The sequence below is a fragment of the Actinoallomurus sp. NPDC052308 genome, from assembly GCF_040679195.1.
Classification (GTDB): domain Bacteria; phylum Actinomycetota; class Actinomycetes; order Streptosporangiales; family Streptosporangiaceae; genus Actinoallomurus; species Actinoallomurus liliacearum.
This window is the reverse complement of sequence record NZ_JBFAUM010000004.1, coordinates 42,705-64,657: the sequence shown is the minus strand read 5'-3', so window position 1 is coordinate 64,657 and position 21,953 is coordinate 42,705. Positions and strand designations below refer to the sequence as shown.

Sequence of the window (21,953 nt, the reverse complement as noted above, 5' to 3'; positions counted from 1 at the left end):
CCCGGCGTCGACCGGCGCCAGGCAGATCGGACTTCACGCGAGCCGGGGCAGCTCGGCTAGCGGATGTGCCGGTCGCCTGCCGAGACATGGCGCTGGGCTCCGATCGTGGCGTACCAGGCGAGGACGTCGGCGTTGTCGACGCTGGTGGGATCGATGAGTGTTTCGAATCTTTCGCCGCGCAGGATGCGTTTGATCGGGACTTCGAGTTTCTTGCCGGTGCGGGTGTGGGGGATGGCGGGAGCGACGATGATGTCGTCGGGCACGTGGCGCGGTGAAGCGTGTCGCCGGATGGTGTCGCGGATCTGCTCGCGCAGACGCTGGTCGAGTTGCCGGCCGTCGGTGAGCGTGACGAACAGGGGCATCCAGTAGCCCCCGTCGGGTTCTTCGAGGCCGACGACGAGTGCTTCGCCGACGTGGGGAAGGCGTTCGACCGGGGCTGTGATGTCGGCGCTGCCCATGCGGATGCCGTGCCGGTTGAGGGTGGCGTCGGAGCGGCCGTGGATGATGATCGAGCCGTGGTCGGTGGTGGTGATCCAGTCGCCATGACGCCACACCCCGGGGAAACGGTCGAAGTAGGCGGCGCGGTATCGGCTGCCTTCTGGGTCGTTCCAGAACCGGAGGGGCATCGAGGGGAGGGGCTTGCGCAGGACGAGTTCGCCGACCTGGCCCCGGATCGGTCGGCCGCGGTCGTCGTAGCAGTCGAGTGCCACCCCCAGGCACGGTGCCGACAGTTCCCCCGCCCATACCGGGTGGGTGGGGACGGGGCCGGCGAAGGCGGTGCACGCGTCGGTGCCGCCGCTGATCGAGCCGATCTGCACTGCGGGGTCCAGTCGGGCGGCGACCCAGCGGTGGAGTGCGGCGGGGAAGGCGGAGCCGGTTACGGCGAGCCGGGTGAGCGCGCTCAGGTCGTGCGCGGCGGGATCGGTGTGGTGCTTGCGGCAGGCGGCGAGGTAGCCGGGACTGGTGCCCAGCAGGGTCGCTCCGGTGAGCGACGCCAGCCGCCACAGGGTGTCGGTGCTGGGATGGGTGGGGCTGCCTTCGTAGCAGACGATGCTCGTCCCGAGCAGCAGCGTGCTGACCATGGAGTTCCACATCATCCAACTGGGGGTGGTGTGCCAGAGGACCCGGTCGCCGGCGTGCAGGTCCAGGTGCAGCGCGGAGGTCTTGAGCTGCTCGAGGACGATGCCGCCGTGGCCGTGCACGATGCCTTTGGGCAGGCCGGTGGTGCCGGAGGAGAACAGCACCCACAGCGGGTGGTCGAAGGGTACGTCGAGGGGCTGCAGCGGTGGCGTCCCCTCCCGATCGGAGACGGCAGCCCAGGAAAGGGTGTCGGAGGCTTCGCCTCCGACCAGAATGGTCGCTTTCAGGGAGGGCAGCGCCGCCCGCAGCGCCGCGACCTCCGCCCGGCGGTCGATGCGCCGACCGGCGTTGGTGTACTCCTCGGTGGTGATGAGCACGGTCGGCTCCAGCTGACCGAACCGGGCTTCGGCCGCGGTGGCGGCGTAGTCCAGGCCGCAGATCGCCCACACGGCGCCGATGGCGGCGGTGGCCAGGAACGCGACGACGGCCTCGGCGCCGTTGGGCAGGTAGCCCACGACCCGGTCTCCTGGCCGGACTCCGAGCTCGCGCAGGGCGGCCGCCACCGAGGCGGTCTGGCCGCGCAGGGCGGCCCAGGAGATCTCGCGAGGAACGAATCGCTCGTCGACGATGGTCAGGGCGGTCTCGGTGTCGCTGCGACCGCGGAAGACCTCTTGGGTGTAGTTCAGGCGGCTGCCGGGGAACCAGGTCGTCCCCGGCATGCTCGGGTCGGCCGGCGGCACCGCGCCGGGGGGACGTTCCGGGAGGCCGAAGTAGTCCCAGACCAGGGCCCAGAATTCGCCCGGCTCGCTGACCGACCACTCCCACAACCGCAGGTAGTCCCCCGTGAGGTCAAGGCCCGTGCGGTCGGCGGCGGCGCGGGCGAAGTCACTGATGCGGGCGGCCGCGATCCGCTCGGGAGAGGGCGTCCAGTCGGGTGTCGCGCGCTCGTTGATCGGGGATTGGGTCATTGCCCATCACCGCTGCCGGGGGACGCGGCGGTAACACCGCTGATCAGGATCTCCGTGGTGTGGGCGATGTGGTCGCGAAGCAGCGTGGCGGCACGGTCGGCGTCACGGGCCAGGGCGGCGTCGGCCAGCGCCTTGTGTTCGCCGGCGAGGTCACGGTCCGGCTCGGTCCCCAATGGGCCGGCCCATCGGCGGTAGAGCTCCGCCTCATCGCGCAGTGTCTGAGCGGTCTCTCGTAGTCGTCGGCTGGGACAGCCGCCCAGCAGGGACTGGTGGAAGGCCTCGTGCGCCCGGCTCCACTCCTGCATCGCGTCGCTGCCCACGTCGGTCGGCAGCGGTGTGCGGGAGAGCAGGTGGTGGGCGGCCAGCACCTGCGCCTCCCAGGACGCGTCGCCGTGCAGCACCGATTCGCGGAACACCAGCGACTCGATGTGGACGCGGGCGGTGGTGAGGTCGGCCAGCTCGTCGCCGGAGAGTTCGACGACCGTGTAGCCCTGGTGGGCCTTCGACACGACCAGCCGTTCGGCGGCCAGCCGGGTCAGCACCTCGCGCGCGACGCCGACGCTGATGTCGTAGGTCGCGCACAGGTCCGGGAATTTCAATCGCCGGCCCGGTGCCAGCGTCGCGTTGAAGATGTCGGCGCGCAGCCGCTGGTACACCTCCTCGGCCCGCCGCTGCTTGCTCCCGCCTCCGCCACTCGCTCGGTCTGCCATGCCCAAGACCCTAGCTGACAAGCGCATCTCAGATCTAGATGCGCATCTGATTGACAGATGCGCATGTTTGAGCGCAGGCTGTGCGACACGGACATGGAGTGGTGCCACCTAGCAGGGCGAAAGGTGACGGATGAGGATCGGGAACATCGCGGGCCGGGCGAAGGTGATCGTCGACGAGGCCCACGCCGTGGACATCGAGACCGCCAGCGGAGGCCGGTTCGGGTCGGATCCGGGCGAGCTGTACGACCGGTGGGAGCAGCTCCGCGGCTGGACGCCACCGGCGGACGCCCCGGTCGAGAGGTTCACCCGCGGCGACATCGGCAACCCGGCACCGGCGCCGCGGCAGATCTTCGCGATCGGCCTGAACTACCGCGACCACGCCGCCGAGTCCGACATGGCCGTTCCCACGGAGCCGGCGGTCTTCACCAAGTTCGCCAGCTCCCTCGCAGGGCCGTTCACTCAGGTCGCCCTGCCGGCCGGCAACGTCGACTGGGAGGTGGAGCTGGTGGTCGTGATCGGCCGCGGTGGCAGGCACATCCCGGCCCCGGCTGCCTGGCGGCACGTCGCAGGAGTGACAGTGGGCCAGGACCTGTCCGAGCGGCGACTGCAGGCCGTCGGGCCGGTTCCGCAGTTCAGCCTGGCCAAATCCCACCGCGGTTTCGGTCCGATCGGCCCCTTCCTGGTCACGACCGACGAATTGCCGGACCCGGACGACCTGGTGCTCGGTTGCAGCCTCAACGGAGAGCAGGTCCAGAAGTCCCGAACCTCGCACATGATCTTCCCGGTACCCGAGCTGATCGCGAGGCTCTCGGCGGTGACCGAACTGTGGCCCGGTGATGTGATCTTCACCGGCACGCCCTCCGGCGTCGGCGCGGGTCGCACCCCACAACGGTTCCTCGCACCGGGTGACGAGCTGGTCTCCTCCATCGACGGCGTCGGCGAGATCCGGCAGACGTTCGTCGCGGTCGCCTGAAAGGACATGACAATGGCGCTGCACAGGCTCAACTCGGTCACGATCGGCGTTCCGCAGGTGGCCGAGACCGCCCGCTACTACACCGACTTCGGTCTCACCCCGGACTCCGACGGCTGGTTCACCACCGTCGACGGCGGGCGCCAGCTGCGCGTCGTGCCGTCCCCGGCGCGGCGACTGGTCGAGATCAACATCGGCGCGGGTGACCGTGACGACATCGCCCGGATCGACCGCCGACTGGCGAGGCTCGGCGTAACGGCGGAGGTGGACGGGGATCGACTGACCGCGGTCGAACCGCTCTCCGAGGCCCGCGTCGTCGTCGAGGTCACCGGGCCGCTGCACCAGCCGGCACTGCCGGCACCCCCGTACAACGCCCCTGGCACGGCCGCCCGCGGCACCGGCCGCGCCCCCGGCATCCTGCGCGAGCACCCCGTGACACCTCGCAAACTCGGGCACGTCGTGATCGGCTCGATCGACCAGGAGGCCACTCAGCGGTTCTTCACCGACGGGATCGGCCTGAAGATCAGTGACGTCGTCCCCGGCATGGCGGCATTCCTGCGTTGTTCGACCGACCACCACAACGTGCTGGTCACACAGGCGCCGGTGAACTTCCTGCACCACACGTCGTGGCAGGTGGACGACGTCGACGAGATCGGCAGGGGCGCCACGCGGATGCTCGACGGGCACCCGGAACGGCACGTCTGGGGACTGGGACGCCACCACATCGGCTCGAACTTCTTCTGGTACCTCAAGGACCCGGCCGGGAACTTCTCCGAGTACTACTCCGACCTGGACTGCATCGTCGACGACGCGCTGTGGACCCCGGAGGTGTGGGACGGCGCCAAGAGCCTCTACAGCTGGGGGCCGCCGCCACCACCGTCATTCATCGAGCCCGAGGATCTCGCCGCGCTGATGACCGGCGCCCACCACCCCGCCTGAACCGCCGCCTCCGGGAAAGAGCCGTCATGACCGCCACGACCTTTGACCAGTACGACGTGATCGTCGTCGGCGCCGGCCCCACCGGGTTGACGCTGGCCCGCCTGCTCGCGATGAAGAGCGTTCGCGTCGCCGTCGTCGATCCGAGCCGCATCGCGTGCCCCCATCCCCGCGCCACCCACATCGACGATGAGATCATGCGCACCCTGCAGACCGTCGGTGCGGCCGACCTCGAACCGGGGTTCCTGCGCATGGACGGCTGGATACTGCGCGATTCCGGCGGCGACCCGTTCCTGTCCCTGCGATCGCCGAACGCCGAGACGGACCAGGCGTGGTACGCCGACTACCAGTTCCACCAGCCCGACTACGAATCACGTCTGCGGGGCCTGCTCGCCTCCAGCGAGCACGCCGAACTGTGGCTGGGATGGCAGGTCACCGCGGTGGGCCAGACCGCGGACCACGCCACCGCCCGAATCAGCGACCGCGCCACCGGCGGCACCCGTACCCTCCAGGCCGCCTACATCGTCGGGGCCGACGGCGCAGGATCGTTCCTGCGCCCGTACGTCACGCACGACGTGGAGGACCTGCACGGCACCCAGCGCTCGCTGATCGTCGACGTTCATCCGTTCGCGCACCCGGCCGAGCTGCCGGCCACCAACGGCTTCATTCTCTGCGAGGCCGACAAGCCGGTCACGTACTGCCCCATCTTCCCGCCCAAGCTACGGTTCGAATTCATGCTCGGCGACGGCGACGACGCCGAGGAGTACGAGCGTCCCACGACCGTCTACCGGCTGCTGGCCCGCTGGCTGGCGCCGGGCGATTACCGGATCCAACGCACCGACGTCTACGAATGGCACGCCCGCCTGGCCGGTCGCTGGCGCAACGGCAGGCTCTTCATCGCCGGCGACGCCGCCCACGAGATGCCGCCCATGCTCGGCCAGGGCATGTGCTCGGGCCTGCGTGACGCCGCCAACCTCGCCTGGAAGCTGGCACGGGTGGTGACCGGACGGAGCAGGCCGGATCTGCTCGACACCTACGAGGCGGAACGCGCCGCCCATGTGCGCCCCTTCATCGAGGAGTCCGCGCGCCAAGCCAACATGATCGAAGCGTTCGGCTACGCCGAGCACCGTCCCCACGTGACCGAACCCCAGACCCTCGACCGGCTCCGGCCGCCACTGGGCCGGGGTCTCGCCGACACCGCCGGCGAGGCGATCAACCGCCTCGCTCCCCAGCCCCGTACTGCGGACGGAACCCGCTTCGATGACCTTGTCGGGTACAACTTCGCCGTCCTGACCACCCCGGAGGTCGCCGCCGAGGTCACCGATCGGACCCGCGGCGCCTGGGCGGACCTTGACGTCGCCGTCATCACGCTGCCCAGCCCGCAACTGGCCGCCTGGCTGCGAGACCATGAGGCCGACGCCGCGATCATCCGTCCCGACCGCTACACCCACGCACTCACCCGCGGCAGCGCGGCACTCGACGCCGCCACCCTGGCTCTGCATCAGCGGCTGGCCGTCGCGGAGGTTTCGGCGTGAACACCCGCGATCTTCAGATCTACGCGACGGGACCGACCTGGGGTGAAGGCCCACGGCGGCATGCCGGGGCGCTGTGGGTGTCCGACACTCAGGCCTCCCGGCTGTGGACCGACGCCGGCGGGACCTGGGCGGCGACCGAGCTGGACTCACCCGCCAACGGCCTGTGGTTCCTCCCTGACGGCATGCTCGTCGCCGCGATGATGACCGAACCGCGGCTCGGCGTCTGGAACGGCGCCGGCTTCGATACCTACGCCGACCTCACCGCGCTCGCCTCCGGAGCGCTGGGGGACCTGGTCGGCGACCGCGCCGGCAACCTCTACGTCGACGATGTCGGCTACGCCCCGCACAAGGGCGAGGCGCCCCGGCCGGGGCGTGTGCTGCGGGTTGGAACAGATCGCACCGTCAGGGTCGCCGCAGAGGGCGTGCGGTTCCCGAACGGCCTCGCGCTCATCGACGACGAGACGACCCTTGTCGTGGCCGAGACCGCCGCGCAACGCCTCACCGCGTTCGACGTCGGCCCCACCGGTGCGCTGTCGGGCCGCCGTACCTATGCCGACCTCGCCGCCCTGGTCGGGCCGGCCGCCCGGCCGGACGGGATATGGCCGGTCCCCGACGGCATCTGGGTGGCCACCACCTCCGGCCACGCCGTCGTCAAGGTGCGCGACGGCGAGCTGCTCGACTCCATCGACACCGGCGACGGCTATCCCATCGCATGCTGCGCCGACGGGCGGCTGCTGTACGTCACCGTCGCGGACGCGCACGGCCAGGACCTCATGCGGGCGCTCGCGGCCAAGACCGTGGAGACCGCGGTCGCCACCGTCCCCCTTGACGCCGCGCCCCTACGACACGCTCCGTGACGACAGTGGTGTCGGAAGAACCTCGTGCGATGGGCGCACTCGTGCGCCGGGTCCGGTGACAGCCGGTCGTCGTGGGTCATTCGGGCCAGGACGATCTCCTTCATGCCGCTGTGCGGGCGATGGTGCCGTGCCGGCGAGTTCCTGCGGGCGCTCGCGGTGGAGTGGCGGACGCGCGCCTCGCTCACCGCAGCTCCTCCACCACGGGCCGCTCGTCGTCCGATCCGGGCGGTGCTTCAGGCGTGTCGATGGCCGATCGGGTCCGGTTCCGTCGTGGCCTGAGCGCGGCGGTCACGAACGAGGCGACCAGCGGCCGGCGGTCGTGCTCGTTCCAGGCGAGGACGAGTCGGCTGGGTGGTGTGTCGGTCACCGGGACGCCGACCAGGCCGGCCGGGAGTGGTTCGACCAGCGAGCGGGGAAGCACGCCGATCATCCGGCTCACCGTGATCATGTGGAGCAGCTGGGGCACGTCGGCGACCTCGGGGCCGGTGCCGTCGCCCCCGGGGACCCCTTTCCAGCGCGGCAGCGTCTCACCTTCCAGGTCGGACATGCGTACCGAGGCGCGGCCGGCGAGGCGGTGTGTGGTCGGGACGATGACCACGCGGTCCTCGGTGTGCAGCGTCTCGTGGGCCAGGCCGTCGAGGTCGTCGAATGGGGCGTAGAGCAGGCCGACGTCGGCCCGGCCGTCGAGCAGGATGTCGGTGCGGTCGGCGGGGCCGCTGAACAGGATGTCCACCCGGCGGGCGTCGGGCTGGTGGGCGTACTCGGCCAGGATCCCCGACAGCAGGCCGGCGTCGCCGCCGGGCTTGAGCACGAGGCGCAGGTGCGCGTGGGGGTCGGCGGCGCGCCGGGCGTTCCGGACGGCGGCGCTGACGGCGTTGAGCGCGTGCCGCCCGTGTTCCTGCAGTGCCTGTCCGGCGGGGGTGAGTGCGACGTGCCGGCTGGAGCGGACGAACAGGGGGACGCCGAGCCGGGTCTCGATCCGCCGGATCGCCTTGGACAGCGCCGGCTGGGCGATCGAGAGCCGGACGGCGGCCCGGCCGAAGTGCAACTCGTCGGCGACCGCGAGGAAGTACTCGAGCTCACGGGTCTCCAGTTCAACCATGCCTCCAGGTTATCACCGAATATCGAACCGGTCTTGGACGCCGGCGGCGTGCACCCTCAAGAATCGAAGGGTGATCAACCATTTGATGGTCGTCTCCTCCGACCGTCCCCTGTCCGTCACCCAGCCGGAATGGTTCCTCACGGTTATCGAACGGATGGGGTTTGAGCCCGAATGAGCGACGTCGTTCGTGACCGGGACCGCGCTGTCGGTCGACGGCGGGCGGCGGGCATGGGAGTCATCACGGCCGAGCGCGTGTTCGGCATCCGACGGCCAGGCCGAACCCTCTCGTCAGCTGTGGACACTCGTCGTCCGCTAGTTCTCACCCTCTCTCTAGGAGCAACGAATCATTATGCGTATCGCAGCAATCGATGATCAGAGACCTGGCGCCACAGGCGCACGGCGGCTCGTCGCCAAGGTCCCCGAAATCACCGCCCTGTTCTGGATCATCAAGATTCTCACTACTGGAATGGGGGAGACCTTCTCGGATTTTCTCGTCAGCCACGTCAATCCGGGACTCGCCTTGGGCGGCGCCGCAATCGCGTTGGCGGTCGCGCTGATCGCCCAATTCCGCAGCGATCGCTACCGCCTCTGGATCTACTGGTCAGCCGTGGTCATGGTGGCCATCTTCGGCACCATGATCGCCGACCTTCTCGACTTCGTGGTCGGCCTTCCGTACCTGGTAACGACGGTGGGGCTCTCGATCGTGCTGGCCGTGATTCTCGTCTGGTGGTACGCCCGGGAGAGAACCCTGTCGGTGCACAGCATCACCACCCCGCGCCGGGAACGCTTCTACTGGACGATGGTGATGACCACCTTCGCGCTCGGCACCGTCGCCGGCGACCTGACGGCCAACCGGCTGCACCTTGGGTATCTGGGTTCGATCGTCCTGTTCGCCATCGCGATCGCCGTCCCGGCCGCCGCGTACCGCTGGACGGCCCTGGGCACCGTTACCGCGTTCTGGTCCGCCTACATCATCACCCGTCCGCTCGGCGCGTCGATCACCGACTGGCTGTCCTCGTCTCGCCAGGACGGCCTCGGCCTGGGTACCGGATGGATCAGCCTCGGCGCGACGATCGCCATCGTCGCGCTGCTCGGACTGCTTGGGATGCGCGGAGCCGACCCGACCGCCGACTTTCGCTCCGACGCCGTCCGCGGCATTTGAGAGCCGCCGATATGCGCGGCGCCAACAGAAGGGCATGTGCCTTGGGTCTCATCGCGATGGAAGAAGCCTTCGCCATCCCCGAACTGCAGGCCAAATACCCCGTGCCCAGGACGGTCACCGCCGGCCACTGGGCCGAGGACTGGGCGAAACGGCTGTGCGACTACACGACCTACCGACTGCACGACATGGACGAGCACGGCGTCGACATCCAAGTGCTCTCGCTGACCGCCCCGGGTGTCCAGTGCGTGACCGACGTCCGGCAGGCGGTCACGGACGCCCGCGTGGCCAACGACCACCTGGCCGACGTGATCGCCGCTCATCCGACCCGGTTCCGCGGCTTGGCCGCATTGCCACTCCAGGATCCCGAGGCCGCCGTGGCCGAACTCCACCGCGCCGTCGGCTCACTCGGACTCAGCGGGGCGCTCGTCAACGACCACACCGGAGGCGGCTATCTCGATGATCCGCGGTACGAACCGGTGTGGGCCGCCCTTGAAAACCTGGACGTTCCCCTGTACCTCCACCCGGGTGCCCCGCCGACTGAGCCCTGGCGAGTGCTCGCGGGCCGTCCCGAGTTGCAAGGCCCGCTGTGGAGCTGGGGGGCCGAGACGGGTGGACATGCCCTCCGGATCATCTTCGGCGGGGTATTCGACCGGCATCCACGTGCCACGATGATCCTCGGTCACATGGGCGAATTCCTGCCCTTCCAGCTCGCGCGGCTCGACTCGCGCTATGCCCGCCAGGCGCAGCGGACACTCACCCGGAAGCCGTCGGAGTACCTCGGCAGCAACATCCTGATCACCACCAGCGGTGTCTGTTCACCGGCGGCCCTCGCCGGCGCGGTCCTGGCGATCGGTGCCGACGCCATCATGTTCGCCATCGACTACCCGTTCGAGGACACCGCTGAGGCCGTTCGCTTCCTCGACCAGGCGCCGCTCAGCGACACCGACCGCGCGAAGATCGGTCACGGAAACGCCGTACGGGTCCTTCACCTGCACACCTGAACGGGTTCGTCCCGACTGTAGGCACGTCACGACGAAGCCGTGACCTGAGAGGATGAGGAATTCGTACGTGAGCACAACACGACCTGGCGTATCACCGGCGCCGCCGTCTTCTCTGCTGCGGAAGGCTGTGGGAATCGGGCTGGCCGTCATGACCCTGGAGGGCTATGACCTCGTCGCCTTCGGCGCGACGGCGCCGCTGTTGCACCGATATCGGCCATGGGGCCTTTCTCTGCCGGCGCTGGGCTTGCTGGGCAGTCTCACGCCCGTGGGAATGCTGTTCGGGGCCCTACTGGTCGGGCAGCTCACCGATCGGTACGGGCGACGACGAACGGCGTTGGTCAGCCTCGTGGCCGTCTCATTGGGGATGTTCACGTGTGCGTTCGCCCTCGATCCACAGGTGTTCGGCGCCGGCCGATTCGTGGTCGGGCTGGGGGTCGGTGCGATCTACCCCGCCATAACACCGCTGATTTTCGAGCTCACACCGGTGACGCGAAAGAACCTGTACTCAGCGATCGTTCAATGCGGCGTCACAATAGGGGGATCATTGGCTGCCATGGTGGCCAACGTCCTCCTGCACAGATCTGATTTCCGGCTGGAGTACCTTGTCGGCGGTGGCGTCGGACTGCTGCTGTTGGTGATGACTCAAAGATGGCTGCCCGAATCACCGGCGTTCCGGCGGACGTCCGCTGAGGCGCAGAGCGCGCCTGGAGACGGCGGATTCCGCCTTGTGCTGCGGCCACCGTACGTGGGAACGACAACGCTGTTCTGCGGCATGGTGATCTGTTCTTTCCTGCTCATCTTCGGAATGAACACATGGTTGCCGCAGTTGATGCAGGCGGCGCGGTACCCCCTGGGCTCCTCATTGACGTTCCTCACGCTCCTCAATCTCGGTGCGACGGTCGGGGGACTCGCAATAGCGATACTCGCCGACCGTGCTGGGTCGAAAGGACCCATCATCGCGTGTTTCGTCGTGGCCGCAGGTGCCATCACCGGCTTGAGCATCAAGTCGCCGTCGGCGATCCTCTACACGGTAGTGATGATCGGCGGCGCGGGCGCGCTCGGTGTTCAAGGGCTTATCAACGTGTACATCTCACGCACTTATCCGGTGCACGCCCGGGGCAGCGCGGTGGGTGTCACGCTGGGAATAGGCCGGATCGGCGCCATCGCCGGCCCGACTCTGGGAGGCTGGATACTCGCCGCCGGTTTCGCGCCGCAGTGGAACTTCGTTCTCTTCGCGATACCGGCGATCCTCGGCGCAATCCTCGCTCTCGCCATCGGATCGGGGACTCCCCGGCGACTCAAGGGGGAGGCCTCTGCCATCCGGCCGGTTGAAGAGCCGGCCGAACCGGCACTGTGAGATGGATACCCCGCCGCCGACCTGGTCGACCGGAGACTCGCCCGCCGGCCGTCAGCGCCGCCGCGGGCGCATCAATCGCAGCGCTTCAAGCCCCAGAATTGTGACCGGCTGGGGTGATCGGCTCCGCGACAACGGCACGAGCGGCCTTAAGGATCTGGACCAGGGTTTCGGGCTGGGCTGTCGACGATCGTCGCAACGCGGCCCGGACTACCCGGGAGTGGTGACGCAGTAGGCCGGGCACCGACGACCACGGCTGCGTCAACGTCGGTAGCCGTCCGGTCCTGCAGACGTGCAGTCCACGCCAGGCGATCAGTATCGCCGCGATCCGGTCCCGTTCCGTCGTGGTCCGCCAGTCGATCGCGGACAGCGCGTCAAGGTGGTGGCGGAAAGCTGTCCTGTAGTCGGTTCGCGGCACTGGGGGCATCAGCGTTCGGGCCGGTGGGCCTGCGATCAGGCGGCTTCGGTCTCGCGAAGCACGTCGCCGCCGAGCGCGGTCTGTTGACGACAGTGGGTGATCTTGATAGAAGTCCGATTGATACCTGTTTGCCGTTAATCCATATTTCGGGCAGGCGAAGCTGGCGGGATAGCCCCCTCCTACTCGCCAGACCGGAGGTTGGTACCGGATCATGACCGAACTCGACCTCGTCATCACCGGTGGAAGGCTGCTCGATGGCACCGGTGCCGCGGCCGTGCCGGCCGACGTCGGCGTACGAGGTGACCGGATCGCCGCCATCGCGTCCCCCGGGGCGTTGTCGGGCGCTGAGACCCTCGACGCGACCGGCCATGTGGTGACGCCTGGCTTCATCGACCTCCACTCCCACGCCGACTTCTCCATCCAGGGGCGCCCTGGCGCGGACACCTGCCTCTACCAGGGCGTCACGACACTCGTCGGCGGTAACTGCGGCTTCTCGCCGTTCCCGGCCAAGGACCCGGAGAGCCTGCGCCGGGCGGCCGGCTTCATGGGCCGGGATGAGCTGCGCTGGGACTGGACCGGCTTCCGCGACTACGCCGACTCCGTCGACCGCGCCGATCCGGCCGTCAACCTGGTGGCCCAGGTCGGGCTGAACGCGTTGCGCATCGCCGCCCTCGGCAACGACGAGCGGGCGGCCACGCCGGATGAGCTCGCGGCAATGCGCCACCTGCTCGAACGCGCCGCCGAGGAGGGCGTGGCGGGCTTCTCCACCGGCCTCATCTATGCCCCCGGGTGCTACGCGCCGCCGCACGAGGTGACCGAACTGGCGCGCACCGCGGCGCGGCTCGGCCTGCTGTACTCCACGCACATGCGCAACGAGGCCGACAGGCTGATCGACGCCGTCACCGAGGCACTGGCCACGGCGCGTGAATCCGGCGTGCGCCTGGAGATCTCACACCTCAAGGCGATGGGGCGGGACAACCACGGAAAGGTGCATGAGGCGCTGCGGCTGATCGACGAGGCCCGTGCGGAGGGCGTGGACGTCACCGCGGACGTCTACCCCTACACCGCCTCGTCCACGACGCTGACGTCTCGGCTTCCGGGCTGGGCGCTGGACGGCGGCGCCGACCGGTTGCTGGACCGGCTCGCGGACACGGAGGTCAGGCGCCGGATCGCCGCGGAAACGAGGATCGACCCCGACGCCATCGTCCTCGCGCAACTGCCGCCAGGTCCGTACTCGGCATGGATCGGCCGGAGTCTCGCCGAGCTCGGCGGCGAACTCGGCCTCGGCGGGGCGGAGACGGCCCTGGAGGTCCTCGCCGCGCACAACGGCTCGGCCGGCATCGTGAACCACGCGATGGCCGAGGACGACATGCGCGCGGTGCTGTCGCATCCGCAGGTCAGCGTCGCCAGCGACGGATGGACGCTCCGCCCTTCCGGTACGGGGCGACCGCACCCGCGCAGCTTTGGTACGTTCGCGCGGGTGCTCGGGCGGTACGCGGGCGATGGGCGCCTGCTCACGCTCGCCGACGCGGTGCGGAAGATGACCTCGCTGCCCGCGTCGCGGGCGGGGCTGACCGACCGCGGCCGGATCCGCGAGGGACTGGCCGCCGACCTGGTCGTGCTGGACCCGGGCACCGTCCGGGACACCTCGACCTTCGACGATCCCTGGAACCTGGCGACGGGCATACGTCACGTCGTCGTGAACGGCACGGCGGCGCTGCGTGACACGGCCCTGACCGGCAACCGTCCCGGACGCGTGCTCCGGCGACCCAGGCCCTGAGGAGCCCCATGAGTACGACCACGCCCGTAGAGGAGGCGCCCCGGGAGGAACGTTCCCGGCGGCTGCCGATGATCGCCACCGGGGCCTTCGCGGTCGCGCTGCTCATCGGCATCGTGATCGCCGTGGGCGGCGCCAAGGCGGGCCTCTGGGGGCTGATACCGATCTTCCTCTACGCGGTGCTCGCGCTCCTCGGCGTCGATGTGGTGCTGGCGACCGCCGGCGCGCTCATCGTCGCGGCGGTCATGACACGGACCGGCCCGATCCCCCTCGGGGCTCAGATGGCGACGTCGCTCGGGTCGCTGGTCGCGGTCATCGGCGTGATCATCCTGCTCGGATCGGCACTCGGGCAGGTGACGCAGGAGACCGGCGCCGCGCAGGCGCTCATCAGGTTCGTGATGGGCCGGATCGGGCTCAACACGCGCACCCGGGTACAGCTCGGGATCATGGTCTCGTCCCTCATCATCGTGGGCGCACTGGGCACGTTGGCCGGCGGTAACGCGATCCTGGCGCCGATCATCATCCCGATCGCGGCGCGAACCGGCTGGCGTCCGCCCGCGGTGGCGGCGATGCTGCACGCGGCCGGGGCCGCGGGCCTGATGACCGGCCCGTTCACCCCGCCCGTGGTGACGATCATGGCTGCGACCCGGCTCGGCTACGGCGCCTACCTGCTGCACGCGGGCCTGCCGGTCGCGGCCATGACGATCGTGACGGGCTTCTTCATGGCGCGCTGGATCCAGCGCCACACCGACCAGGAGTACACCGCGGCGGACGCGGCCGACACCACCGCCGGGACCGACACCCGACAGGCCCGCCGGGCGGCACTGGTCCTGGCGGTCGTGCTGCTGGCGCTGGCCGTCTACGGCATCGCGGAGAAGGCCACATATTCGTACGCCGTCGTCGTCATGATCGTCACCGCCGTCGCGACCGGGCTGGCCGGTGGGCTGGCGCCGAAGCGGATCCTGGACGCGATGTACGTCGGCGCGGCGCGGCTGATCTGGCTGTTCCTGTTGTTCTGGATGCTCGACCCGATGCTCACGCTGATCGGTGAGACCGGCGCCTTCAATGCGGTCTTCACCGATCTGAAGCCGGTGCTGTCACACGCCGGCCCGTGGGTGTTCCTGATGCTCATCGTCTTCCTGGGTTATCTCCACGCGGTACCGGGCGCGGCCGTCGCCCAGGTGGTGCTGGTCAACAAGCTGTTCGGTCCGGTCGCCGCCGCGCTCGGCGTCGCCCCCGGTGTATGGGCGGTGGCGCTGCTCGGCACCTCCCAGATCGACCAGCTCGGCCCGCTTCCCGGTGCCGACATGATCGGGCAGATGGGCTTGGCACGCTCGTCCAGCCTTCGTCTGATGTTGTTCAACGGCTGGGCCATCATCATCACCAACACCGCGCTCTTCGCCGTGCTGTTCCTGGCCCTGACATGAGCCTGCGCGAATCGCTGACCGAGCTGGCGGCCGGGCGGGCGGCGGTCGTCGTCCGCCCACTCGGCGCCGGCGAGGCCATCGAGATCGCGGCGGAACACCGTTTCACCGCCGCGTCCTTGATCAAGCTCCCGATCCTGGCCGCCGCCCTCGACTCGGGCCTGCCATTCGACGAGCGGCTGCCGGTGCGAACTGCGGTCCCCGGCTCCGGCGTGCTGGCTCATCTGTCCGACGTCGCGGACATGAGCGCCCGCGACCTGCTCACCCTGATGATCACTGTCAGCGACAACACGGCGACGAACGTGCTCATCGACCGGATCGGCATGGGACGGGTCAACGCCTGGTGCGCGCGTCACGGCCTGACCGCCACCGTGCTGGCCCGGCGGATGATGGACGCCGAGGCACGGGACCGTGGCGTGGAGAATCTCATCAGCGCCGCCGACGCGGCCTCGGTGCTGTGCCGGCTGGCGGCTTCGCCGTTCGCGGTCCGGGTACTGGAAGCGCAGCAGTTCAACGACCGGCTGCCGCGTCACCTGCCGCCCGGGTTCCGCCTGGCGCACAAGACCGGTGAGCTGCGCCACGTCTGCCACGACGCGGGGATCGTCTATCCGCCCGCCGGCCCGCCGGTGGTCCTCGCGGTGCTGACCGAAGGGCCCACCGACGGCGCCGGCCTCATCGCCGAGTGCGGCCGCCTGGTCTTCGCCGCCCTGGGCCGCCCGTAACGCCGGATCCGGATGGCCAGTTCGGCGATGCGGTCGGCGGCCTGCTCGGCGCGGCCGGTGCCGGCCGACCCGTCGGCGTGTACGGGCACACCAGTTGATCTTGAATCCGGGGCCGACGTTTCGCCGGCACTGTGTCCGAGCAGCAGTTCGAAGCCGTGGCCAGCCGCTTCGCGTCGGACCGGGATTGTCGTACCCACCAGGCATTATGTCGCCATGAGCGAAGCCGTCGCCTGCACCGAACTCGCCGACGAGGCCGCGTACGCGGCCGCGGTCCAGACGGCTGTGGCCGCCTCGGCGGCCTACTACGGTCAGGGCGAGTCCCCCCTCGACGATGACACCTTCGACCGTCTCGTGCGGGGGATCGCCGCCTACGAGCGAACGTCGGCCGTACCGGTGTCATCGCCCCACGGGCGGTGCTGGAGCCGGTCAAGGTGGACGGTTCCCTCATCACCTACGCCACGTTGCACAACGCCGCCGACATCGCCCGCCGAGGCCTGATGGTCGGCGACCATGTCACCGTCAAGAAGGCGGGCGACGTCATCCCACGCGTCGAGGCGCCGGTGGTGGGCCTGCGCACCGGCGAGGAGACACCGATCCCGGTTCCGCAGGTCTGCCCGGGGTGCGGCGGCCCGATCGACACCGACCAGCAGCGGTGGCGGTGCGTACGCGGCCGGGCCTGCCAGGCCGCGGCGTCGGTCCGCTACGCCGTCGGCCGCGATCAGCTCGACATCGAGGGCCTGGGCGAGAAGCTCATCGATCAGCTCGTGGCCGCCGGCCTCATCACCGACGTCGCCGACCTGTTCACCCTCACCCGCGACCAGCTTCTCGGGCTGGACCGGATGGGAGACATCAGTACCGACAAGCTCCTGGCCGCCATCGACGAAGCCCGCGCCAAGCCGTTGAACAAGGTGTTCTGCGCGCTGGGCGTGCGCGGCACCGGCCGGTCCATGTCCCGGCGCATCGCCCGCCACTTCGCGACGATGGACGCCATCCGCGCCGCTGACGCCGACGCGTTCCAAGAGGTCGACGGCGACCGTCCAGTCGCGGCGGACCGCGGCGCGTACATCATCGGAGAGGAGGTCGCGGGCGAGCCGGGCGTGGTCCAAGCCGGGCACTCCGGTCACCGCGTCGAGCACGCTCGCCACGTCGTCGGCGGGCGCGCCCAGCAGGAAGGTGGTCTCGCGCAACCGGCGCAGGACGAGGTCGGCGGTCTCGGCGCCCTGCGCTTCGGCCGCCTTGGCCGCGAGCGAGGACGGCCAGCTGCTCCGCGCCACCCGCCGCAGCCGCGAGGCGTACGGGGCTCCGGTGTGCGCCGCGATGCCGGTGATGTACCGGTGGTACCAGGCGGCCTCCGCGTCGGGGTCCGGCGGCGGATCGTCGTCGTCGAACAGGATCCCGTAGACGCGACGCCAGGCGGCCGCGCCGTCCAGCGCCGCGCGGAGCCAGCGGAACTTCGGTTTCGACCCCCAGGCCCACGGGCATGCGGGGTCGGTGAACTCCACGACGGTCAGCGGGCCGTCCACGGTCATGACCGGTCGACCGGCGACCACAGACTGGGCAGGTTCACCACGACGCCCTCCTGGCTGCTGCGCGAGATGACGACGACCGCCTCGGTGTCGCCGGGGTTCTCCTCGCGGTGCGGAGCGTACGGCGGGACGAAGATGAAGTCGCCGGGCTCGGTCTCCAGGCGTACCTCGGTGTCACCGTCGGCGAAGACGAACACCGGGTTACCGGACACGACGTAGATCGAGGTCTCCGTGTCGCCGTGATGATGGTCACCGGAGCTGGTGGCGGGCGCCACCAGGGTCTTGCCCGTCCAGAGCTTCGACGAGCCGACCGTCTTGCCGGAGATCGCCTCCAGCCGGGTCATGCCCGTGGTCTGACCGGTGTCCCCGGTCAGCTGCGCGCCACGGATGTGCCGCAGCTCGCCGTGCCACTCGTCCGCCATCAGGAAACTCCCATCGGTTCGTCGCGCCGTCACGCGCTGAGGGCCGCGTCGCGCAGCAACGACACGGCCGGCTCGGGTGGGTCGTCCGCCAGCAGGTCGGCCAGGCTCACGCCGGCCAGGATGTCCTCGAACCGTTTCCGCACTCCGGCCCACAGTTCCGACAGCCGGGCGGCCGGCCCCGGGTAACTCTGGTCGCCGAGGCTCTCCCCGTGCACGGTCATCAGCTGACCGTCGACCGCGGCGACGATGGCCGCCAGCGAGATCGATGCCGCGTCGCGACTCAGCCAGTAGCCGCCCTCGCAGCCGCGCTGGCTACGCACCAGTTCGGCCTGCCGCAGGTCACGGAAGACCGCCTTGAGGAACCGGTGCGGGATGCCCTGGGACTGGGCGATCGCCTCGCAGGTGAGCGGCCGGCCGGTGTCGGCGGCCAGCTCCAAGAGCGCCCGGATCGCATAGTCCGCTCGCGCCGAGATTCGCATGACGTCTTACGCTACCAAATTAGACCCCTTTTGGTATCCATTGCGGTGAGCCGTCGGCTCGGTTCCCGGAACCTCGCCGCCGGTCCGGTCGGCATGCGAGGGCTCGGGTGGTCTATCCGAGAACGGCGCGAAAGGTGCGCCGCCCGATCCCGGCCATCAGCGGATTGTCGGCCGAGTGCGTCAAGAACACCAGTGACAAGGCGAGCGCCCACCCGCGCGCCCGCGCCCACGTGTGGTCATCCGCCCGGCCGTACGCCTGCCGGAAGACCGCGCGCTGCTCGGCGGGAAACAGCATCCACGCCACGGCCAGGTCGGTGGCCGGGTCTCCGGAGGTGATGTCGCCGAAGTCGATCACGGCGCCGATCCGGCCCCGGTCGACCAGGATGTTGGCGGGATGCAGGTCCGCGTGCAGCCACAACGGCGGACCATCCCATTGAGGTGCGTTCGCGGCGGTCTCCCACACTCGCAGTGCGGCGTCGCGGTCGCCGTCGGCGTCGCCGTCCAACCGGCTCAGCTGCTGCACGACCCGTTCGGCACGCCTTTCGAGTGCGACGCCGCGAGAGGTGTGGGCGGGGGCGTCCGGTGGAGCCGGGGCGTGCAACGCCGCCAGGAATTCGCCGAGGACGCGCGCCGCCGACTGGAGGTCCTCCGGCGGTGTTCGAGCGGCGATCTCGCCGGGGAGAAAGGGCACCACGCTCCATGACCACGGGTAACCGCAGGCGGGCCGCCCCACCCGCACCGGCGCCGGAACCGGCAGCGGAAGGTCGGCGGCAAGGACCGGCAGCCACTGCTGTTCATGCGCGACGAGTTCCGCGGCCAGGGCCCGTCTGGGCAGCCGGGCGAGGTACGCGTCGCCGAGCCTGCAGACCATGTTGTCCCACCCGTTGGCCAGCACCTCGATGCCGAGACCGGCGATATCCGGGTGCTGATCGACCAGCAACCGGTGGACCAGGTCGACAGAGACGGGGAATTCCGCGGCAGGCATCTGGTGAAGTGGCACGGCGAGGACTGTACTTTGCCTATTGGGTAAGTAGGAAATAGACTCTCACCTCGTGAAACCGAAGGTGACCGGGGTGTACGGCTGATGGGTCCGGCGGGGGAGAGGCGATCCGGGCCGACGCTCGCGGACTCGGTGCGGATCACCGAGGCGGGCGTCGAGATCCTCGACAGGCGGGTCTTTCCGTTCGAGCGGCGATGGGTCCGGTGCGTTTCGGTGGAGGACGTCGCCGTGGCGATCGAGGACATGGTCACGCAAAGCTCCGGCCCGCTCTTCGCGACGACCGCCGGCATGGTCCTGGCCGCACGCGAGGTGGAACGTCTGGCGCCTGAGGCCGCCGATCGGCGGCTGCGGGAGGCGGGCCGGCGGCTGATCGCCACCCGTCCGACCAACAACGCCATCCGTGACGCGGTCCGCGCGATTCTCGGCGCCACCGTCGACGGACCGTCGGCCGGTGCCCCCGGGGATGAACTCGCCGTCGCGGTCATCGAGAGCGCGGCGGCCGTCGACGACGACTACCGGGCCCGCAGCGCCGCGCTCGGCGCGCACGCGGCGACCCTGCTGCCCGACGGCGCGAGGGTGCTCACCCACTGCTGGGCCGATTTCTACCTGATGGCGACGGTCGAGGCGGCGCAGCGCGCGGGCAAGCGCCTGGAGTTCGTGTGCACCGAGACCCGGCCGTACCTTCAGGGCGCGCGGCTGACCGCGACCACGCTGGTGGAGTACGGCTACGAGCCGACGGTGATCACCGACGGCATGGTGCCGGCCGCGCTCGCCGACGGTCTGGCGGACGTCGCCCTGACCGCGGCGGACCGGGTCACCCTCGACGGACACGTGGTCAACAAGGTGGGCACGCTCGCCGTCGCGCTGGCCGCGCGGGAGTACGGCGTGCCCTTCTACGCGCTGGTGCAGGCCCCCGATCCGCAGGCGCCGCGCGTCGAGGACGTCGCCATCGAGCACCGCGACGGCGCCGACGTGCTGCACGTCCTCGGTACCCGGACCGCGGCCACCGGCACGCGCGGCTACTACCCGGCGTTCGACGCCACACCGCCACGGCTGGTCACCCGTGTCGTCACCGAGAACGGCGTCTTCGAGCCCGCCTCGATCGCCGACCATTTCGCGGCGGTTCGGGACCGCCGGTCGCGGGAGGAGAGGACGGTTCGATGACGACCGCCTGGATCGTGCTGGACATCGAGGGCACGACGAGCGCCACCGAGGCCGTCCACAAGGGCCTGTACGACTACGCACGCCCGCGCCTGGGCACCTGGATCGAGGACCACGCGGCCGATCCGAAGGTGCGGGCGGCGTTGGACGACATCCGGGCGGAGACCGGCGCCGCCACGACGCCGGAGGTCGTCGCCGTGCTGCATCGCTGGATGGACGAGGACGTCAAGGCGACGCCGCTGAAGACCCTGCAGGGGCAGATCTGGGCGGCCGGTTTCGCGGCCGGCGAGCTCACCTCCCACTTCTTCGCCGATGTACCGCCGGCCCTGAAGCGATGGCGGGCCGAGGGGACCGGCGTCGCGGTGTTCTCCTCCGGTTCGGTGGCGAGTCAGCGCCCGTGGTTCCGGCACGGCGACGCCGGTGACCTGTCCGCGTACGTCGAGGCGTACTTCGACACCGTGAACGCGGGGCCGAAGCGCGAGGAGTCCTCCTACCGGCGCATCGCCGAGGCGCTCGGCTCCGAGCCGGCGCGGGTGCTCTTCCTGTCCGACGTGCCCGCCGAGCTGGACGCGGCCGAGGCCGCGGGCTGGCGGACCATCGGCGTCGCCCGCCCCGGCGAACCGAACGCCAGAGCCGACTTCGGCCCCCATCCCGTGATCGACTCCTTCGACCGTCTCAAGGACCACTCATGACTTTCACCGAAACACTCGCGCTCGCAGACGTCCTGGTGGCCGGGGACCGGCTGGCGGCGGAGTCGGCACGCTTCGCCGGGCTCGGCTGGATGCGCGGAACGTCCGGCAATCTGTCCGAGGTCGTGAGCCGCGACCCGCTGCGGCTCGCCGTCACCGCGAGCGGCCTCGACAAGGGCGAACTGCGCGCCTCCGACATCGCGGTGGTCGACGGCGCCGGCGCATCGGTCGCCGTCGAGGGCCTGGCGTCGCTACGGCCGTCCGCGGAGTCGGGGCTGCACGCGCGCGTGGCGGCGGTCACCGGCGCGGACGCCGTCGTCCACGTGCACTCCCTGAACGCGGTCGTCGCCGGGCACCACTGGCCGGAGGGCGTCCGGCTGCGCAACCTAGAGATGCTCAAGGGGATCGGGCGCCGGGCCCATGACGACGAGGTCGTCGTCCCGGTGATCCCCAACAGCCAGGACATGGCCGAGCTCGGCGATCGGTTCGAGGACGCGTACGAGCCGGGCACTCCGGCGGTCATCGTCGCCTCACACGGCCTGTACGCGTGGGGCCCGGACCTGACCCGCGCCCGCCACGTCACCGAGTGCCTCGACTGGCTCCTCGGCTACGCCGTCGCCACCGCGCGCTGACCGGGGCGGGCCGCCGGCGGAACGGCCG

Annotated in this window: 19 protein-coding genes and 2 pseudogenes; 14 read left to right on the top strand and 7 right to left on the bottom strand. The window is 70.1% G+C overall.

The genetic code is table 11. The features are described 5' to 3' along the window. Positions 1-56: 56 nt before the first annotated feature. Both AB0L00_RS14915 and AB0L00_RS14910 read right to left on the bottom strand, forming a co-directional pair. Positions 57-2,048: an acetoacetate--CoA ligase gene (locus AB0L00_RS14915; protein WP_364433420.1), complete on the bottom strand. Its 1,992-nt coding sequence runs from the start codon at positions 2,046-2,048 to the stop codon at positions 57-59. Beyond that, complete coding sequence (locus AB0L00_RS14910; RefSeq protein WP_364433418.1) at positions 2,045-2,758, bottom strand: FCD domain-containing protein; 714 nt, start codon at positions 2,756-2,758, stop codon at positions 2,045-2,047. The genes AB0L00_RS14915 and AB0L00_RS14910 overlap by 4 nt, the downstream gene beginning before the upstream one ends. 130 nt (positions 2,759-2,888) lie before the next feature. Between AB0L00_RS14910 and AB0L00_RS14905 the strand changes: the two genes are divergently transcribed. The 4 genes from AB0L00_RS14905 to AB0L00_RS14890 are packed head-to-tail and all read left to right on the top strand — an operon-like array spanning position 2,889 to position 7,056. Further along, entirely contained in the window at positions 2,889-3,731 is an 843-nt protein-coding gene (locus AB0L00_RS14905; RefSeq protein WP_364433415.1) for a fumarylacetoacetate hydrolase family protein, read from the top strand. Positions 3,732-3,743: 12 nt separating this feature from the next. Continuing rightward, the gene (locus AB0L00_RS14900; RefSeq protein ID WP_364433412.1) at positions 3,744-4,667 is read left to right on the top strand and encodes a VOC family protein; all 924 of its coding nucleotides are present in this window, start codon (positions 3,744-3,746) and stop codon (positions 4,665-4,667) included. Between the two features lie 26 nt (positions 4,668-4,693). Further along, positions 4,694-6,199 (top strand): bifunctional 3-(3-hydroxy-phenyl)propionate/3-hydroxycinnamic acid hydroxylase, encoded by a 1,506-nt coding sequence (locus tag AB0L00_RS14895; RefSeq protein WP_364433409.1) that lies wholly within the window; start codon positions 4,694-4,696, stop codon positions 6,197-6,199. Then, on the top strand, positions 6,196-7,056 hold the full coding sequence (locus tag AB0L00_RS14890) for an SMP-30/gluconolactonase/LRE family protein (protein WP_364433406.1): 861 nt from the start codon (positions 6,196-6,198) through the stop codon (positions 7,054-7,056). The genes AB0L00_RS14895 and AB0L00_RS14890 overlap by 4 nt, the downstream gene beginning before the upstream one ends. A 181-nt stretch (positions 7,057-7,237) precedes the next feature. Here the strand turns inward: AB0L00_RS14890 and AB0L00_RS14885 are convergent, their stop codons facing one another. Further along, on the bottom strand, positions 7,238-8,158 hold the full coding sequence (locus tag AB0L00_RS14885) for a LysR family transcriptional regulator (RefSeq protein WP_364433404.1): 921 nt from the start codon (positions 8,156-8,158) through the stop codon (positions 7,238-7,240). Between the two features lie 349 nt (positions 8,159-8,507). Between AB0L00_RS14885 and AB0L00_RS14880 the strand changes: the two genes are divergently transcribed. From AB0L00_RS14880 to AB0L00_RS14850, 7 genes and pseudogenes are all read left to right on the top strand, one after another. Beyond that, complete coding sequence (locus tag AB0L00_RS14880; protein WP_364433401.1) at positions 8,508-9,320, top strand: hypothetical protein; 813 nt, start codon at positions 8,508-8,510, stop codon at positions 9,318-9,320. Between the two features lie 41 nt (positions 9,321-9,361). Next, complete coding sequence (locus tag AB0L00_RS14875; protein ID WP_364433398.1) at positions 9,362-10,321, top strand: amidohydrolase family protein; 960 nt, start codon at positions 9,362-9,364, stop codon at positions 10,319-10,321. Positions 10,322-10,448: 127 nt separating this feature from the next. Further along, the gene (locus AB0L00_RS14870; protein ID WP_364433396.1) at positions 10,449-11,678 is read left to right on the top strand and encodes an MFS transporter; all 1,230 of its coding nucleotides are present in this window, start codon (positions 10,449-10,451) and stop codon (positions 11,676-11,678) included. Positions 11,679-12,304: 626 nt separating this feature from the next. Then, positions 12,305-13,873, top strand: coding sequence for a D-aminoacylase (locus AB0L00_RS14865; protein ID WP_364433394.1), 1,569 nt, complete (start codon positions 12,305-12,307; stop codon positions 13,871-13,873). An 8-nt stretch (positions 13,874-13,881) separates the two neighbouring features. Continuing rightward, positions 13,882-15,297: a TRAP transporter large permease subunit gene (locus AB0L00_RS14860; protein WP_364433391.1), complete on the top strand. Its 1,416-nt coding sequence runs from the start codon at positions 13,882-13,884 to the stop codon at positions 15,295-15,297. Continuing rightward, complete coding sequence (locus tag AB0L00_RS14855) at positions 15,294-16,016, top strand: serine hydrolase (RefSeq protein ID WP_364433388.1); 723 nt, start codon at positions 15,294-15,296, stop codon at positions 16,014-16,016. The genes AB0L00_RS14860 and AB0L00_RS14855 overlap by 4 nt, the downstream gene beginning before the upstream one ends. Positions 16,017-16,429: 413 nt before the next feature. Next, positions 16,430-16,990, top strand: a pseudogene (locus tag AB0L00_RS14850) (NAD-dependent DNA ligase LigA); the annotation flags it as partial. 108 nt (positions 16,991-17,098) lie between these two features. Here the strand turns inward: AB0L00_RS14850 and AB0L00_RS14845 are convergent. The 4 genes and pseudogenes from AB0L00_RS14845 to AB0L00_RS14830 all read right to left on the bottom strand — a co-directional run. Next, a pseudogene (locus AB0L00_RS14845) lies at positions 17,099-17,545 on the bottom strand (DsbA family protein); the annotation flags it as partial. Further along, positions 17,542-17,964 carry a cupin domain-containing protein gene (locus AB0L00_RS14840; RefSeq protein ID WP_364433385.1) on the bottom strand — a complete coding sequence of 141 codons (423 nt, stop codon included), beginning with the start codon at positions 17,962-17,964 and terminating at the stop codon, positions 17,542-17,544. The pseudogene AB0L00_RS14845 and the gene AB0L00_RS14840, both read right to left, overlap by 4 nt. 29 nt (positions 17,965-17,993) lie before the next feature. Further along, positions 17,994-18,443: an Rrf2 family transcriptional regulator gene (locus AB0L00_RS14835; RefSeq protein WP_364433382.1), complete on the bottom strand. Its 450-nt coding sequence runs from the start codon at positions 18,441-18,443 to the stop codon at positions 17,994-17,996. Between the two features lie 112 nt (positions 18,444-18,555). Beyond that, positions 18,556-19,443 (bottom strand): aminoglycoside phosphotransferase family protein, encoded by an 888-nt coding sequence (locus tag AB0L00_RS14830; RefSeq protein WP_364433379.1) that lies wholly within the window; start codon positions 19,441-19,443, stop codon positions 18,556-18,558. A gap of 84 nt (positions 19,444-19,527) precedes the next feature. Here AB0L00_RS14830 and AB0L00_RS14825 point away from each other — a divergent pair, with 84 nt between their 5' ends. Genes AB0L00_RS14825 through mtnB form a run of 3 tightly spaced genes read left to right on the top strand, consistent with a single transcriptional unit; the run spans position 19,528 to position 21,925 of the window. Further along, positions 19,528-20,607: a hypothetical protein gene (locus AB0L00_RS14825; protein WP_364433377.1), complete on the top strand. Its 1,080-nt coding sequence runs from the start codon at positions 19,528-19,530 to the stop codon at positions 20,605-20,607. Further along, positions 20,604-21,296, top strand: coding sequence for an acireductone synthase (gene mtnC, locus AB0L00_RS14820; RefSeq protein WP_364433374.1), 693 nt, complete (start codon positions 20,604-20,606; stop codon positions 21,294-21,296). The genes AB0L00_RS14825 and mtnC overlap by 4 nt, the downstream gene beginning before the upstream one ends. After that, positions 21,293-21,925: a methylthioribulose 1-phosphate dehydratase gene (mtnB, locus tag AB0L00_RS14815; RefSeq protein ID WP_364433371.1), complete on the top strand. Its 633-nt coding sequence runs from the start codon at positions 21,293-21,295 to the stop codon at positions 21,923-21,925. Before mtnC ends, mtnB begins: the two co-directional genes overlap by 4 nt. The last annotated feature ends 28 nt before the right edge of the window (positions 21,926-21,953 follow it).

Bases quoted from the DNA above. Each gene is read 5' to 3' on its own strand.
- AB0L00_RS14915 (WP_364433420.1), bottom strand. From the start codon at position 2,048: ATGACCCAATCCCCGATCAACGAGCGCGCGACACCCGACTGGACGCCC.
- AB0L00_RS14910 (WP_364433418.1), bottom strand. From the start codon at position 2,758: ATGGCAGACCGAGCGAGTGGCGGAGGCGGGAGCAAGCAGCGGCGGGCC.
- AB0L00_RS14905 (WP_364433415.1), top strand. From the start codon at position 2,889: ATGAGGATCGGGAACATCGCGGGCCGGGCGAAGGTGATCGTCGACGAG.
- AB0L00_RS14900 (WP_364433412.1), top strand. From the start codon at position 3,744: ATGGCGCTGCACAGGCTCAACTCGGTCACGATCGGCGTTCCGCAGGTG.
- AB0L00_RS14895 (WP_364433409.1), top strand. From the start codon at position 4,694: ATGACCGCCACGACCTTTGACCAGTACGACGTGATCGTCGTCGGCGCC.
- AB0L00_RS14885 (WP_364433404.1), bottom strand. From the start codon at position 8,158: ATGGTTGAACTGGAGACCCGTGAGCTCGAGTACTTCCTCGCGGTCGCC.
- AB0L00_RS14880 (WP_364433401.1), top strand. From the start codon at position 8,508: ATGCGTATCGCAGCAATCGATGATCAGAGACCTGGCGCCACAGGCGCA.
- AB0L00_RS14865 (WP_364433394.1), top strand. From the start codon at position 12,305: ATGACCGAACTCGACCTCGTCATCACCGGTGGAAGGCTGCTCGATGGC.
- AB0L00_RS14860 (WP_364433391.1), top strand. From the start codon at position 13,882: ATGAGTACGACCACGCCCGTAGAGGAGGCGCCCCGGGAGGAACGTTCC.
- AB0L00_RS14855 (WP_364433388.1), top strand. From the start codon at position 15,294: ATGAGCCTGCGCGAATCGCTGACCGAGCTGGCGGCCGGGCGGGCGGCG.
- AB0L00_RS14840 (WP_364433385.1), bottom strand. From the start codon at position 17,964: ATGGCGGACGAGTGGCACGGCGAGCTGCGGCACATCCGTGGCGCGCAG.
- AB0L00_RS14835 (WP_364433382.1), bottom strand. From the start codon at position 18,443: ATGCGAATCTCGGCGCGAGCGGACTATGCGATCCGGGCGCTCTTGGAG.
- AB0L00_RS14825 (WP_364433377.1), top strand. From the start codon at position 19,528: ATGGGTCCGGCGGGGGAGAGGCGATCCGGGCCGACGCTCGCGGACTCG.
- mtnC (WP_364433374.1), top strand. From the start codon at position 20,604: ATGACGACCGCCTGGATCGTGCTGGACATCGAGGGCACGACGAGCGCC.
- mtnB (WP_364433371.1), top strand. From the start codon at position 21,293: ATGACTTTCACCGAAACACTCGCGCTCGCAGACGTCCTGGTGGCCGGG.